The sequence below is a fragment of the Nitrosospira multiformis ATCC 25196 genome (genome assembly GCF_000196355.1).
Lineage (GTDB): Bacteria > Pseudomonadota > Gammaproteobacteria > Burkholderiales > Nitrosomonadaceae > Nitrosospira > Nitrosospira multiformis.
On the sequence record NC_007614.1, the window covers coordinates 2,906,017 to 2,921,145 of the forward strand.

Sequence of the window (15,129 nt, forward strand, 5' to 3'; positions counted from 1 at the left end):
CCACAGATCATCATCAAACTCAGGAACAACCATGACAAGACATTTTGGCCCAACTAAAAACATTGGCACCTTCTATCCACCCCAGCGCGTCCTGATGGGTCCGGGACCTTCCGACACGCATCCCCGGGTTCTCGCGGCAATGGCTCGTCCCACGCTGGGTCATCTCGACCCGGTATTCACGGACATGATGGAAGAATTGAAAAGCTTGCTGCGGTATGCCTTTCAGACTTCCAATCTCCTGACCTTCCCGGTTTCAGGCCCGGGCTCGGTAGGCATGGAAATGTGCTTCGTCAATATGGTGAACCCTGGCGACAAGGTAATCGTGTGCCGCAATGGGGTATTTGGGGGACGCATGATCGAGAACGTTCAGCGTTGCGGAGGCACCGCCGTGGTGGTGGAAGACAAGTGGGGCGCCCCGGTCGATCCGCAAAAGGTGGAAGATGCCCTGAAGCAGAATCCCGACGCAAAGATTGTCGCTTTCGTTCACGCGGAGACTTCCACCGGGGCTCTGTCGGATGCCAGAACGCTTTGCGAAATCGCCCATCGCCATAACTGCCTCACTATCGTCGACACGGTCACCTCCCTCGGCGGCTCTCCGCTAAAGGTGGACGAGTGGAAGATCGATGCCATCTACTCCGGCAGCCAGAAATGCCTGTCATGTCCCCCCGGCCTGTCGCCCATCAGTTTCTCGGAACGAGTGGTTGATCTCGTCAAAAGCCGCAAAACCAAGGTGCAAAGCTGGTTCATGGACCTGAACCTTCTGTTCGGCTACTGGGGAAGCACGCGTACTTACCACCATACCGCTCCTACCAATGCGCTCTATGCCTTGCACGAATCACTGCTGATGTTGTATGAGGAAGGATTGGAGCATTCCTGGGCCCGTCATCAGCGTAACCATGAAGCACTCAAGGCTGGATTTGAAACACTCGGGATGGAGTATCTCGTGGAGGAGAACTCTCGCCTGCCGCAGCTTAATTCGGTCCACGTGCCGCAGGGAATCGATGAGAAAGAGGTGCGCCGCAGATTGCTCGTTGACTACAGTCTCGAAATCGGCGCGGGCCTCGGGGATTTTGCGGGCAAGATCTGGCGTTTCGGCCTCATGGGTTACTCAAGCCGGATGGAAAATGTCATGCTGTGCCTGGGTGCTTTGGAAGCGGTATTATCCGATATGGGTATGAAAATCGAACAGGGCACAGCGGAAGCAGCAGCACATCAGGCCTACGCCGCTCATCCGTTGCCGGTGGAAAGTAAAAAGACCGCCAAGGCAGCGTGATTGCAGGATAAGTGAAGAGAAGCGCGGGTTCCTCCCGGATGGAGAGGCCCGCGCCAGGTTTTCATCAGTGCTCCTACCCAATTTATCCCATTTCCGGATCAGTTCCCATTTGTTCGCCGTCTTCGCTCCCCCATCACCGTGCTGGCCGCCCGGTCTTCGTTGCCCGCTCACCCGCTTCTCGTGAGCATTCGATCTGAAAATGGGGTGAACTACAGCCCCAATCTTTGCCAAACAGTTGTCGTTAGTCCTGCCGAGTTCAACGTATAGAAATGCAATCCGGGTGCACCGGCATTCAGTAGTCGAGCGCACAGATCGGTAACGACATCCAGGCCGAAGGCGCGTATGGAAGCAGTGTCATCTCCATAACCTTCCAGCCGCTTCCTGATCCAGCGCGGTATTTCCGCCCCGCAGGTATCCGAGAATCGGGCAAGCTGGGAAAATCTATTGATTGGCATGATGCCGGGAACCACCGGAATATTGATGCCCATCGCCTCACATGAATCGACGAAGTCAAAATAGGCATCCGCGTTGTAAAAATACTGGGTAATGGCCGAGTCCGCTCCGGCTTCGATTTTACGCTTGAAATTCCTCAAGTCTTCCTGAGCAGTTCTGGCTTGTGGATGGTACTCGGGATAGGACGCCACATCGATATGGAAGGCGTTGCCGTACTCGCGGCGAATAAAGGCTACCAGTTCGTTGGCATAGCGGAACTCTCCTCCTTGCGCCATTCCCGAAGGCAGGTCCCCCCGTAGCGCAATCAGATGGCGAATGCCGCTGCTGCGGTACTGTTCCAGCATGGCGCGGATGTTTTCGCGGGTTGCGCCAATACAGGAAAGATGGGGAGCAGCGATGAGGCCCTCTGCCTGAATCTCGAGCACAGTCTCCAGGGTACGATCGCGTGTCGATCCTCCCGCGCCGAAGGTTACCGAGAAGAATTTCGGCTTAAGTTGCGCAAGTTGACTGCGCGTAGCGCGCAGCTTCTCTATTCCTTCCGCAGTCTGCGGCGGAAAAAACTCGAAGCTGAATGTGGGAACAAATTTTTTTTGAGATTCCATGGCAAAGCGGAAAAGCGCGGAGAGGGTAAAAAGATGGTGTTCTAATCCCCTCTTTCCTTCACCGCGCTAATCCAGACCTGAAAAAAATCAATAACGGTACATTGTCGGCTTATACGGCCCGTCAATGTCCAGATTCAGGTAGCTCGCCTGTTCCTCCGTCAGTCGCGTAAGTTTGGCGCCAAGCTTTTTGAGATGTAATCGCGCTACTTTTTCATCCAGATGCTTGGGCAGCACGTAGACGTTTTTCTGGTAGCTGGCGCCATTCTGCCAAAGCTCAATTTGTGCCAGAACCTGATTGGTGAATGAAGTCGACATGACAAAGGAAGGGTGTCCTGTTGCACAGCCAAGATTCACCAGTCGTCCCTTTGCCAGCACAATGATACGGCGGCCGGTAGGAAAAATGACGTGATCGACCTGCGGCTTGATATTCTCCCATTGGTACTTCTGAACCGAAGCAATATCGATTTCGGAATCGAAGTGGCCAATATTACAGACGATTGCCTGGTCTTTCATTCGCACCATGTGATCATGGGTGATGACTCGCAGATTACCGGTGGCAGTCACGAAAATGTCGGCCTGATCGCAGGCTTCATCTAGGGTAACGACACGATAACCTTCCATTGCCGCTTGCAGTGCGCAAATGGGATCAATTTCCGTTATCCATACGGTGGCTCCAAGGCCGCGCAGGGATTGAGCGCAGCCTTTGCCGACATCCCCGTAACCACACACTATGGCGATCTTTCCGGCAATCATGACATCGGTCGCCCGCTTGATCCCGTCAACCAGAGACTCGCGGCAACCGTATAGATTGTCGAATTTGGATTTGGTGACGGAATCATTCACGTTGAATGCCGGAAACGGCAACTCGCCTTTCTTTTGCATTTCATACAGACGATGGACGCCGGTAGTTGTTTCCTCCGTCACCCCCCTGATACTGGCGCGCCGGGTGGAGTACCAGTTCGGGCTGACGCTCAAGCGCTTGCGAATGGCAGCAAACAAGGCCTGCTCTTCTTCGTTGGCAGGACTGGCGATGACAGACGGATCTTCTTCCGCCCTGCTGCCGAGGAGAATGAGCAAGGTGGCGTCGCCGCCATCATCCAGAATCATATTGGGACTGTCATTCCCCTCCGGGGTATCCCCTCGCCATTCAAAGATACGGTGGGTATATTCCCAATATTCATCCAGAGATTCGCCCTTATGGGCAAATACGGGAATGCCTTCTGCAGCAATGGCCGCGGCGGCATGGTCCTGGGTCGAGAAAATGTTGCACGAAGCCCATCGTACTTGAGCTCCTAGCTTGGTGAGCGTTTCGATCAGTACCGCGGTCTGAATGGTCATGTGGAGGGAACCGGCAATGCGTGCCCCTGCAAGAGGCTTGGCACCGGCATGCTCTTCCCGTAGCGCCATCAGACCCGGCATCTCCGTCTCGGCAATGGCAATTTCCTTGCGCCCCCATTCCGCCAGGGACATATCGGCAACTTTATAGTCGGTGAAACCCGCGGAAGCAGGACTGAGCACAGCGTTCATAATATTTTCTCCTGAAAATGAACGAGCGCCGTTGTAGCGATCCTTCCTTGCCGAGCCTCGCGGGACAATGCCCGTTGCAGCGCTCCTCGGTCTGGAAGGGTGGGTGATGTGATCTTAAGCCTGAAGACTGAGCGGTTCGGTTTCCGCGGGTTCAATTCCCGCTTCCTCGCGCAACTGTGCAGCCTTATCCGTCGATTCCCAGCTGAATTCCGGTTCGTCCCGGCCAAAATGGCCATAGGCAGCTGTCTTCTCGTAGATGGGACGCAGCAGATCAAGGCCGTGGATGATGCCGCGCGGACGCAGATCGAAGTGCCGCTCAATCAGTTTGACGATTTTATCGTCCGGAATTTTTCCGGTTCCAAAAGTGTCCACCATCAGCGAAACGGGGCGGGCAACTCCGATCGCATAAGCCATCTGTACCTCGCATCTACTGGCGATACCGGCCGCAACAAGATTCTTTGCCACATATCGTCCGGCATAAGCAGCGGAACGATCTACTTTGGACGGATCCTTGCCGGAGAAGGCGCCCCCGCCATGGTGCGCGGTACCTCCATAGCTGTCGACGATAATCTTCCGTCCGGTCAGTCCGCAATCTCCCATGGGGCCGCCCACTACGAAACGTCCTGTGGGGTTGATCAGATACCGCGTTTCGCCACTCAGCATTTTTTTCGGAAGCACGGGTTTGATGACTTCCTCAATAATGGCCTCGCTCAAATCGGTGTGACTGATGTCCGGGTGATGTTGTGTGGAAATGACAACGGTCTCGATTCGCTGCGGCTTGCCGTCCAGGTAACGTACTGAAACCTGCGATTTTGCATCCGGACGCAGCCACGGGAGGCGTCCGTCTTTCCGCAGTTCCGCCTGGCGCTCCATCAACCGGTGGGCATAGTAGATCGGCATGGGCATCAATTGCGGCGTCTCATCGCAGGCGTAGCCGAACATGAGACCCTGGTCACCCGCCCCCTGATCCATTTCCTCTTCCTTGGTGCGGTTGACCCCGCGCGCGATATCAGGGGATTGCTTATTGAAAGCAGTCAGCACTGCACAGGTATTATAGTCAAAGCCGATATCGGAACTGTTGTAACCGATGCGCTTGACCGCGGCGCGCGCGACCTGCATGTAGTCCACATTGGCCTGAGTGGTGATTTCGCCCGACATGACGATCAGACCGGTACTGCATAACGTTTCGCAAGCTACCCGTGCATTGGGATCCTGAGCCAGGATGGCGTCGAGGATGGAATCGGAAATTTGATCGGCCACCTTATCGGGATGACCTTCAGACACGGATTCGGAGGTAAAAAGATATTCGCTCATTTTGTCCAGCCCGCTTAATCGTAAAAGGTCTGTAGAATACCAAATTCTACGCTTATTAAGAAGACGGATAATACAATACGGCTTGACATGCCGATGTTTCCATACCTCGTGCTGTGATTCTTATTCTTGCAACGCTTGATGAATGAAGCTCAAGTTCACCAAAATGCATGGCCTCGGCAACGATTTCATTGTCATTGATGCCGTGAATCAGCAGATTTCCCTCTCACCCGAACAATTGCGGCGCCTTGCCGACCGCCACCTGGGAGTAGGCTGCGACCAGATTCTGCTGATCGAAAAGGCGGAAGGGGATGCTGATTTCCGTTATCGCATTTTTAATGCCGACGGAGGAGAAGTGGAACAATGCGGCAATGGGGCGCGCTGCTTCGTTCGCTACGTCCATGATCATGGTATGACGGACAAGCAGCAGGTAAGGATTGAAACGCTAAGCGGGGTGGTTATTCCGGAGCTTGAAGCGGACGGGGAAGTAACGGTCAACATGGGTGTGCCGAAATTCGATCCCGTCGAAATTCCTTTTATCGCCGAACAGCGAGCGCCTACTTACTCCCTCTCCCTGGATGACAGGCAGGTGGAAATCAGCAGTGTATCGATGGGCAATCCCCACGCGGTCCAGGTAGTATCGGATCTGGATAACGCGCCGGTTTTGACGGAGGGGCCAGTTATCGAAAAGCATTCTCGTTTTCCTCAGCGAGTAAATGCCGGATATATGCAAGTCGTCGATCCTCATCATATCCGGCTGAGAGTCTACGAGCGGGGCGCGGGTGAAACCCTGGCTTGCGGCACCGGTGCCTGTGCGGCGGCGGTTGCGGGAATTCAGCGAGGGCTGCTCGAATCGCCCGTCAGGGTGAGCTTTTCCACTGGAGACCTGTTCATACGATGGGAAGGGGAAAATCAGCCGGTGTGGATGACCGGTCCTGCCGTCGCCGTTTTTGATGGAGAAATCGAGTTGCAGTTTTAAAAACAGAAAAGATATGAAATCAAGTTTCGAAGAGATAGCAGAGTATCTGCGTGCGAATCCCGAGTTCTTTGAAGCCCATGCGAGCATGCTGGCAGATATTCAGGTGCCCAATCCCCATGACGGGAGGGCGATTTCCTTAAGTGAGCGTCAAATCCTGGCGTTGCGGGAAAAAAACCAGATTTTGCAGGATAAACTGGAGGAACTGATCCTGTTCGGCAAGGAGAATGACGCCATCGCGGAAAAAATGCACAAATTGGCAGTCTCGCTCCTCGCCTTCAGACGTTTGCCCGATCTTCTGGATGGACTCACTTTTGCGCTGCGTGAAAGCTTCTTGGTGCCTCACAGCGTGCTTCGCATCTGGAATATCGGTATTGACGGGCCCCTGCCACCGGAATTTCTACCCGTCAGCAGCGAGGTTCACGCGATGGCGGAAAATTTGCTGCACCCTTATTGCGGACCCCATGTTCCGGATGAGATCAGAAGCTGGTTCGGTGAACAGGCCGAGCATCTGCGTTCATTTGCGATGACAGCATTGCATGGAGATCAAACCATCGGATTACTGGTAATGGGCAGTGAAGAATCGCAGAGGTTCTATCCGGAGATGGGAACAGTTTACCTTGGGCGACTCGGTGAACTTGCCAGTGCGTCATTGAAACGTTTTCGCACGGCCTGAGAATGGGAAAGGAGCAACACCCGGAATCCCTAACCGGTCTGAGCGATCCCGGCAAGATGCCCGAAAAGGGGCAGGCCGAACTTGCCTCCGCCTATCTCGCTTATCTTTCCGTCACGCGGCGACTGTCGCCGCTTACCTGCGAAAGTTATGGCCGCGATCTCGATGTACTGATGAATCTCTCGCGGGGAATCGCGCTGGAGCATTTGCAAATCCATCATATCCGGCGTTTTCTTGCTCAGTTGCATGCAAACGGATTTTCCGGCAGGAGCCTGGCGAGAATGCTGTCTGCATGGCGAGGGCTCTACAATTACCTGGCGCGACATCATGGTTACGCGTGTAACCCCTGCGCCGGGGTGCGGGCGCCGAAGTCCCCCAGGAGCCTGCCTCGCACCCTGTCCCCTGATGAGGCCTTGAAGCTGCTGGAGTTTGATACTCCCGATCTGGTTGCCTTACGCGATAAAGCCATGTTCGAACTCTGCTATTCTTCGGGATTGCGGCTGGCGGAACTCGCGAACCTGAAGCCGGAGGATTTAAGTCTGGCGGAGGGGATCGTGCGCGTTACCGGCAAAGGGAATAAAACGCGGGATGTGCCGGTAGGAAGCAAAGCCATGCAAGTAGTGAGGGAATGGATAAAACAACGCGCCACGCTCGCCAAGCCAGGGGAAACAGGTCTATTCCTGTCCCGCCACGGGAGGAATATCAGTCGCCGGTCGATCGATCAGCGTCTGAAAATCCAGGCAGTAAAGCAAGGAATCAGCGGACGCATCCACCCGCACGTGCTGCGGCATTCATTTGCATCACATGTACTGCAATCCAGCGGCAACCTGAGAGCGGTGCAGGAGATGCTGGGGCATGCCAGCATCAGCACCACGCAGGTATATACCCATCTCGACTTCCAGCATCTATCGAAGGTCTATGATGCGACCCACCCCCGCGCACGAAAGAAGAAAGAGTCTTGAGTCGCAAAGATGAACCGGACTACGGATTGGTACAAACACTGTTTGCATGCTTCGCGCGAATCGGCGTTATAATCTTCGCTCTCCAATTACCGGGCTAGACATGGCAGAATACCACGGCACAACCATACTTTCCGCCCGGCGCGGGAACCACGTCGCGCTGGGCGGCGATGGCCAAGTGACGCTGGGAGCGGTGGTAGCCAAAGCCAGCGCGCGCAAGGTCCGGCGGCTGTATCATGACAGAATCCTGGCCGGATTTGCCGGAGGAACGGCGGATGCCTTTACTTTGTTCGAACGTTTTGAAGGCAAGCTGGAAAAACATCAGGGCCACCTCATGCGCTCGGCGGTGGAATTGGCAAAAGACTGGCGCACCGACCGGATTCTGCGCAGACTCGAAGCCATGCTCGTCGTCGCCGATCCGGCTGCCACCCTCATTATTACCGGGGCGGGAGATGTAATAGAGCCAGAGTTCGGGCTGGCGGCAATCGGCAGCGGCGGTTCCTACGCGCATTCAGCGGCACGCGCGCTTCTGGAAAATACCGACCTTACACCGCCGGAAATCGTCAAGAAGGCGCTTACCATAGCCGGGGATCTGTGTATCTACACCAATCAGAACCACGTAATCGAGGTTCTGGAATAGCAGCCGAAGAAAATGAATCCGGAAATATAGGACTGGCACCTCTATTCCGGTATAACCTTATGCCTTGTATCGTTTGTACTATTGCTTTGATTTCTCTCACCCCTTGCCTTTATCGCTGACCTGATCATGTCTCAACTGACTCCCCGTGAAATCGTCCACGAGCTTGACAAGCACATCATAGGTCAGGATGCCGCCAAACGTTCGGTTGCCATCGCGCTCAGGAATCGCTGGCGCCGGCAGCAGGTACAGGATCCACTGCGCCAGGAGATCACACCCAAGAATATTTTGATGATCGGTCCCACGGGTGTCGGCAAGACGGAAATAGCGCGCCGGCTCGCGAAACTTGCGGATGCGCCGTTCATCAAGGTGGAGGCAACCAAATTTACCGAAGTAGGGTATGTTGGGCGTGATGTGGATTCGATCATCCGTGATCTTGTGGAAGCGGCGGTCAAGCAATCCCGGGAGCGTGAAACGCAAAAGATGCGGGCGCGCGCGGAAGACCATGCCGAGGAGCGCATTCTCGATGTGCTATTGCCTGTGGCCAGGGAAACGGGGCTGCAGATGGACTCCATCGAAGCGGAAAGTGCTACCCGCCAGAAATTTCGAAAGAAGCTGCGCGAGGGAGAGCTCAACGATAAGGAGATCGAAATCGAGTTGGCAACCCCGCATACCCACATGGAAATCTTTGCCCCCCCCGGAATGGAAGAGCTGACAACGCAGATTCAAGGCATGTTCCAGAATCTGGGTGCGGAAAGAAAAAGGATGCGAAAGCTTAAAATCCGCGAAGCGATGAAGCTCCTTATTGATGAGGAAGCCTCGAAGCTGGTTAATGATGAGGAATTGAAACTGCGCGCGGTGCAGAATGTCGAGCAGAACGGCATCGTGTTTCTGGATGAAATCGACAAGATCACGAGCCGTTCCGAGACTTCGGGGGCAGACGTATCGCGCCAGGGCGTTCAACGGGACCTGCTGCCTCTGGTCGAAGGTACCACGATTTCCACCAAATATGGCATGATCAAGACAGATCATATTCTGTTTATCGCCAGCGGAGCCTTTCACCTCGCCAAGCCTTCCGATCTGATTCCCGAGTTGCAGGGCCGTTTTCCAATCCGGGTCGAACTCACCAGTCTCAGCGCTGGCGATTTTGTACAAATCCTCACCAATACCGATGCCTGTTTGAAACGTCAATATGAAGCGCTGCTGGAAACCGAAGGGGTGAGGCTGGAATTTACCCCTGATGCGGTCAAGCGTCTGGCGGAGATCGCCTTTGCAGTCAACGAAAAAACAGAGAATATTGGAGCACGGCGTCTTTATACCGCCATGGAAAAACTGCTGGAGGATGTTTCGTTCGATGCGGAGAAACACCATGGAGATGCGGTTGTCATTGATGCCGCCTATGTGGATAAACGGCTCGGCGACCTGGCGCAAAGCGAGGATCTCGCCCGCTACGTGCTTTAAGGAATCTCGGAACAAGTCTCCGCAGAGCGCGTTGCTGTTAAAATTGGGATGATCACAAGGCACAGTTCGAAGGTCGTAATCCAAACTACAATACTAAGAAGTTCAAAGAAGTGAGCGCCCAATTTTGTAGCAACCCTTATGGGACGGGACTTTGCAGGCGGTCTGCTTTGTCAGGCTCCTAGCGAAGGGGATCACCATTCGCGTCGTCGCCTTTCGCGCATCCCATCCTGCAAAGTGCGTCGCGCCTCCGGGAACCTGTTCAGAGATTCCTTAAGAAGTCGCTGAAGGCTTCCATCTTCAGACAATCTTCATCCCCATAAGAAGAAGACTATCTCGGCACGATACAGATACGCACTACCGATAAAGCTGCGGTTACACTGATTGCCCTGCCGCATAACCCGATGACCAGGCCCACTGGAAATTGAAGCCCCCCAGTTGGCCCGTGACATCGACGACTTCTCCCACGAAATAAAGGCCGGGTACTTTTTTCGATTCCATCGTTTTGGAAGAAAGCTCGGCAGTATCGATGCCTCCAAGGGTTACTTCCGCCTTTTTATAGCCGGCGGTGCCGCTCGGAATAACCTGCCAGGCATGCAATTGAGGAGCCAGTTGCCTCAAGCTCTTGTTGCCATACTGGTTTACAGGTGTTTCCGGGAGCCCACCCATCATTGCACCCAGCCAGGCCTCTGCAAACCGCCGGGGCAGATGCTGCGCTAACAGATTGGATAGCAGGACCCCGCTGTGTCTGCGATCGCGCAACCAATCGTCTGCATCCAGTTCAGGTAACAGGTTGATATGGATCGGATCTCCCGGCCGCCAGTATGAGGAAATCTGGAGGATTGCAGGCCCGCTCAGACCCCGATGCGTGATCAGCAGATTTTCTCTAAAATGCGCGCCGTTACAGCTCACTATTGTATCGAGCGCAATTCCCGTGAGCCCTGAAAAAGCGGATAACTGTTCCGGCGCAAAAGTCAGCGGTACCAGGGCGGGACGTAGCGCCGTAACGTTTATGCCGAACTGTTCTGCGATGCGATAGCCAAAAGGACTGGCGCCGATTTGCGGAATGGAAAGACCTCCGGTCGCGATTACCAGCGCGTCTGCCATCACTTTGCTACAGCTGGTTTCCAATACGAATCCAGTATTGCCGGAGTCCCGGTCTATGCGGCTTACCTCGCAGGGCATTTGAAAGATGACTCCGGCTGCCTCGCATTCACTGCGCAGCATGTCGATGATTTGCTGCGAGGCCTCATCGCAAAATAGCTGTCCCAGCTTTTTTTCGTGATAACGGATGCGGTGCTTTTCCACCAGCTCTATGAAGTGGCGAGGAGTGAAACGTGCAAGTGCGGATCGGCAGAAATGCGGATTCTGCGACAGAAAATTTTCCGGAACAGTGTGGCGATTCGTGAAATTACACCGCCCCCCTCCCGAGATACGGATTTTTTCCGCCAGTTTGCTGGCATGATCCACCAGCAACACACTTCGTCCACGCTTTCCCGCTTCCATTGCGCACATCATGCCGGCTGCGCCAGCGCCTATTACGACGACATCTTTCTTCAATTGCGGTGCTTGGGGGAAAATGGGCCTTGCGGACTTACCCGCGTTCTGTTGCAGGCTTGCGCCATACACTGGCCAGCCAGGGTTGCTGCTCGCGTGGAAGGCCTGTGGGGCGATAGTAATGAGCAAGCTCGACGAAACCCGCGCCGGACATATAGCGCCTCCAGCCATCGATATCGTGATAGACGCAATAACGCCCCTGGTTCCAGCCCTCCTCGTTATTCCCGCGGGGGTTGGAGCTGAACAGCACTCCACCCGGTTTCAGCGTTGCCCACAGTTCTTTTAGCACGCGCGGAAGTTCAACACTCGGAACATGAAACAGGGAGGCATTCGCAAATATGCCATCAAAGTGTTCCTCAGGCAGATCGAGCCGGAGAAAGTCCTGCTGCCATATCTCGCAGCCGCTATGGTTAGCCGCCATTTCGGCAAGCCGCGTTGCACCTTCCAGCCCGATCGCCACATGACCGAGATCGGTAAAAGATTTCAGGTCGCGTCCGGGGCCGCAACCCAGATCCAGTATCTTGAAGGGTGGAGGACTTTCGATGTGGCGCAGCAATGCAGCAATATTTTGGCTGACATCGTGGTCTTTGGTAGCCTCCCAGAACGCTTCGGCTCTTTCGTTGTAACTGTTCAGGACAAGATGGGAGAGTTTTCTGAGATCCGCTGAATCGGTTTTCACGGCAACTTACACAAATAGGATAAAAATCAGGCGGACATTCTGCCTGTCTCGTGTGAGTCGAACGAAAAGCACTTACTCTCTGGCAATACCCAGCAATGCGCCCCGAGCCTGAAGATCAATCATGATCTTCTCGCCGCCCTGCATCACGACTTCGGGGGACGGATGCCTGCTTTCGGCCGTGATGATTTCAAGAGCGGCATGCCCGGTATGCTCTTCCAGCGCAAGCAGATCTATCAGACGCGCGGTAAAGGCGTTGATTTCTGAAAATTGAATCTCATCATCCGCGTCACGAAACAGCAGCAAGTAAGTTGTTGCCGGAGTGATGCGGGCGCGTGGGCGGATATGATGAACTGGCCAATGATAGCAAAGATTGGCAAGCACCGGATTCAAAAGAGGCCGCCCCTCGAGCAGATTACCGGCGCTATCGATCGTCTTCCAATCGGGCATGTCCGTTGAGGTGGACAATGCCAGTTCCACCCATTCGTAGTGCGCCAGCTCCAGGAGGAATCCCGGATAGTTTTCAGGGATGACGCCTTTACTCCCTAGAAATTCTATAAACTCACCGGCTATCTGATGGAAAAGGGGAGAACGGCTACGATGCGCAATGAGAAAAGCGCGCACCAGCCTTGACCATCGCCGCGGCCCCAGCACATCTCGAGTCACCGGAAAGCATCTGAGAAGAAAACTGTCGAGATTCTCGTAAACCAGTCTGCTGTATATGCCCATCCGCCGCGCATCGAGTCCAGATGGAACAGGCTTTGCCCGGGGATCGCGAAGGTGCGCAGTGAAGGCGTACTGGAAGCGCTGAAATTCAGGTGGCTGAGGCATCGCCTGAATCCGCATGCTGTGCCTGGATCAGCGCGATATGTAGCACTTCCCGCATCAACTGCTCGAGCGGAGGAATATTGAAGTCACGCTCGAGCAAAGTCGGCGCAACCCCGTGCATTCCGTAGGTTTGATCCAGCAGCGACCATACCGGATCGATTACATCGGCTCCGTGAGTATCGATGATAAGATTCTCCGCCTCCTTATGATGCCCGGCCATGTGCATATACACGATGCGATCGGAAGGCAACGCCCGGATGAAGTCCACGGGATCATAGTCGTGGTTAATGCTGTTGACGTAGACGTTATTGACATCGAGATGAAGATCGCAATCCGCCTCCAGCAAAACAGCCCGGATAAAGTCCAATTCACTCATATCGCTGATAGGCGAAGCAACATAAAACGATGCATTTTCCAATGCGATACGCCGCTCGAGAATATCCTGGGTACGGCGAACGCGTTCAGCGACATATTTTACCGCTTCCTCCGTAAAAGGGATCGGAAGCAGATCGTACAGGTGACCGTCATCGGAGCAGTAGGAAAGATGTTCCGTATAAAGAAGTACCCGGTGCTGATCGAGGAACTGGCGAATCTTTTGCAGCAGAATTTCATCCAGGGGAGCAGGACCACCGATTGAAAGGGAAAGGCCATGACAGACAAAAGGATAGCGCTCGGTAAAAAAAAGCAGATCCCGTGCCGCCCCCCCTCCAAGGTCGATCCAGTTCTCGGGGGCGATCTCGAAAAAATCGATGGTGGCGGGGACACCGCTTTTCAGCGCAGGAATGAGCTCCCGCCGGAAGCCCAGCCCCACGCGGGCGAGGCGTGGGAACTGTTGCATGTCCAGTTATTTCTTCATCTGCCCATGGGGCGCTGCCGTTCCGCCACCGGACTTGCTTTTTGCAAAGCTGTCCGCTTCCGCCGGATCGACGGCTCCATCCTTGTTCGCGTCAATCTTGTCGAAGATGCCTTCGTGATGCTTGATAAATTCTTCCTTGGTCACTTTATTGTCTTTGTTCTTGTCCGCCAGCGACATGCCGCAATTTCCTTCCGCCGCTTTTGCGCCTGCCCCATATTTACTGGGGTCCACCCGGTCGGCATAAGCCACTATATAACGCTCGTTTAACGACTCCATGACGAAAGGATTGCTTGCCTTGCTGTCCGCCTCACTGTCGCCCGCGAAAACAATGGGAGAGGCGCCGAGGCCGGTAGCAAGGACCGACCCTATGACGATGGAAATCTTGGATTTTTTGTCTTGCACAGTTGGTTCTCCTTGAATCTGGAAAAAATATTATGTCACAGTTTGGCAGGAACGGGAGCCGATTCCTCTGATCCTGCCGCGCATCGGGAACAAAGAACTCCCCCGGAGAGACTTGCAGCAAAATAATGTATTTATTTCTTGCGGGGGTATTCAAGGACTAAAAATTCTGCAAGAATTCGTGTGCCCCATATGCCCCCTATATGTCCACAGGGAGTTGAATGTGAAGAGGCTGCGGTTTTGTCATGCACAGGAGGATGAGAACCTCATTCCTAAGCTAAATTGTGGGATTTCCATTCCTGGCCAGAACCTTGAGGCTTCTGCCAACCGTCTTGCTCTCGGAGCGCATCAACTGAACCGGAGATGAGTTATCTGTATAATGGGTTGTTTTTAATAGCAGTTGCATTGTTACACGTCACCCAGCAATGGAAAGGAAATACTGACTATGCCGCAAGAAATGTATAAACAAGCCACTCCCTACATACCCTCGAAGGGAGAAAGTTACATGAGTGCCAAGCAGCTTATGCATTTCCGCAATATTCTGGAAGGCATCAAGTTTGAATTGGGACAGGATATCGATCGCACGGTTCACACTATGCAGGATGAAGCCACCATATTTGCTGATCCTAACGACCGCGCCAGCCAGGAGTCGGATATGGCTCTTGAATTAAGAAATCGTGACCGCGAACGTAAGCTGATCAAAAAGATAGAGGAAACGATTGCAAAAATAGATACTGGAGATTACGGCTATTGCGAAAGCTGCGGGGTGGAAATCGGTTTAAAGCGCCTTGAAGCCCGTCCCACCGCTACACTCTGCATCGACTGCAAGACCTTGGATGAAATAAGGGAAAAGCAAGTCGCGAAATAAACACCTGCCTGCTTTTCACCAGTTCTACAGATAACGAAGTTCTTCATTGCCGTCCCGGAATAAAAGCCCTATCGAG

Annotated in this window: 15 protein-coding genes and 1 riboswitch; of the genes, 7 read left to right on the forward strand and 8 right to left on the reverse strand. The window is 54.0% G+C overall.

Going from position 1 to position 15,129, the window contains the following annotated elements:
- The first annotated feature begins 31 nt into the window (after positions 1-31).
- Entirely contained in the window at positions 32-1,273 is a 1,242-nt protein-coding gene (locus NMUL_RS13225) for a pyridoxal-phosphate-dependent aminotransferase family protein (protein WP_011381826.1), read from the forward strand.
- A 209-nt stretch (positions 1,274-1,482) separates the two neighbouring features.
- On the opposite strand, the gene metF is transcribed toward NMUL_RS13225, so the two are convergent.
- From metF to metK, 3 genes are all read right to left on the reverse strand, one after another.
- The gene (gene metF, locus NMUL_RS13230; RefSeq protein WP_011381827.1) at positions 1,483-2,328 is read right to left on the reverse strand and encodes a methylenetetrahydrofolate reductase [NAD(P)H]; all 846 of its coding nucleotides are present in this window, start codon (positions 2,326-2,328) and stop codon (positions 1,483-1,485) included.
- Positions 2,329-2,415: 87 nt separating this feature from the next.
- Positions 2,416-3,855: an adenosylhomocysteinase gene (gene ahcY, locus NMUL_RS13235; RefSeq protein WP_011381828.1), complete on the reverse strand. Its 1,440-nt coding sequence runs from the start codon at positions 3,853-3,855 to the stop codon at positions 2,416-2,418.
- Between the two features lie 16 nt (positions 3,856-3,871).
- A riboswitch (S-adenosyl-L-homocysteine riboswitch) is annotated at positions 3,872-3,949 on the reverse strand.
- A 20-nt stretch (positions 3,950-3,969) separates the two neighbouring features.
- On the reverse strand, positions 3,970-5,169 hold the full coding sequence (metK, locus tag NMUL_RS13240; RefSeq protein WP_011381829.1) for a methionine adenosyltransferase: 1,200 nt from the start codon (positions 5,167-5,169) through the stop codon (positions 3,970-3,972).
- A gap of 142 nt (positions 5,170-5,311) precedes the next feature.
- Between metK and dapF the strand changes: the two genes are divergently transcribed.
- The 5 genes from dapF (at position 5,312) to hslU (ending at position 9,872) form a co-directional block, all read left to right on the forward strand.
- Complete coding sequence (dapF, locus tag NMUL_RS13245) at positions 5,312-6,145, forward strand: diaminopimelate epimerase (protein ID WP_011381830.1); 834 nt, start codon at positions 5,312-5,314, stop codon at positions 6,143-6,145.
- A 13-nt stretch (positions 6,146-6,158) separates the two neighbouring features.
- Positions 6,159-6,818, forward strand: a complete 660-nt coding sequence (locus tag NMUL_RS13250) for a DUF484 family protein (protein WP_041352634.1) — start codon at positions 6,159-6,161, stop codon at positions 6,816-6,818.
- A 2-nt stretch (positions 6,819-6,820) separates the two neighbouring features.
- Positions 6,821-7,777 (forward strand): tyrosine recombinase XerC, encoded by a 957-nt coding sequence (xerC, locus tag NMUL_RS13255; protein ID WP_011381832.1) that lies wholly within the window; start codon positions 6,821-6,823, stop codon positions 7,775-7,777.
- A gap of 100 nt (positions 7,778-7,877) precedes the next feature.
- Complete coding sequence (hslV, locus tag NMUL_RS13260; RefSeq protein WP_041352635.1) at positions 7,878-8,414, forward strand: ATP-dependent protease subunit HslV; 537 nt, start codon at positions 7,878-7,880, stop codon at positions 8,412-8,414.
- Positions 8,415-8,540: 126 nt separating this feature from the next.
- Positions 8,541-9,872, forward strand: coding sequence for an ATP-dependent protease ATPase subunit HslU (hslU, locus tag NMUL_RS13265; RefSeq protein ID WP_011381834.1), 1,332 nt, complete (start codon positions 8,541-8,543; stop codon positions 9,870-9,872).
- A 372-nt stretch (positions 9,873-10,244) separates the two neighbouring features.
- On the opposite strand, the gene NMUL_RS13270 is transcribed toward hslU, so the two are convergent.
- From NMUL_RS13270 to NMUL_RS13290, 5 genes are all read right to left on the reverse strand, one after another.
- The gene (locus NMUL_RS13270) at positions 10,245-11,429 is read right to left on the reverse strand and encodes a BaiN/RdsA family NAD(P)/FAD-dependent oxidoreductase (RefSeq protein ID WP_011381835.1); all 1,185 of its coding nucleotides are present in this window, start codon (positions 11,427-11,429) and stop codon (positions 10,245-10,247) included.
- A gap of 34 nt (positions 11,430-11,463) precedes the next feature.
- A complete protein-coding gene (locus tag NMUL_RS13275; protein WP_011381836.1) occupies positions 11,464-12,105 on the reverse strand; it encodes a class I SAM-dependent methyltransferase in 642 nt (213 codons plus the stop codon).
- A 72-nt stretch (positions 12,106-12,177) separates the two neighbouring features.
- Entirely contained in the window at positions 12,178-12,933 is a 756-nt protein-coding gene (locus tag NMUL_RS13280) for an HvfC family RiPP maturation protein (protein ID WP_011381837.1), read from the reverse strand.
- Entirely contained in the window at positions 12,917-13,768 is an 852-nt protein-coding gene (locus NMUL_RS13285) for an HvfB family MNIO-type RiPP peptide maturase (protein ID WP_011381838.1), read from the reverse strand. The genes NMUL_RS13280 and NMUL_RS13285 overlap by 17 nt, the downstream gene beginning before the upstream one ends.
- 6 nt (positions 13,769-13,774) lie before the next feature.
- Positions 13,775-14,188 carry an EF-hand domain-containing protein gene (locus NMUL_RS13290; protein ID WP_011381839.1) on the reverse strand — a complete coding sequence of 138 codons (414 nt, stop codon included), beginning with the start codon at positions 14,186-14,188 and terminating at the stop codon, positions 13,775-13,777.
- Positions 14,189-14,630: 442 nt separating this feature from the next.
- On the opposite strand from NMUL_RS13290, the gene dksA reads away from it, so the two are divergent.
- Positions 14,631-15,053, forward strand: coding sequence for an RNA polymerase-binding protein DksA (dksA, locus tag NMUL_RS13295; RefSeq protein WP_011381840.1), 423 nt, complete (start codon positions 14,631-14,633; stop codon positions 15,051-15,053).
- Positions 15,054-15,129: the final 76 nt, after the last annotated feature.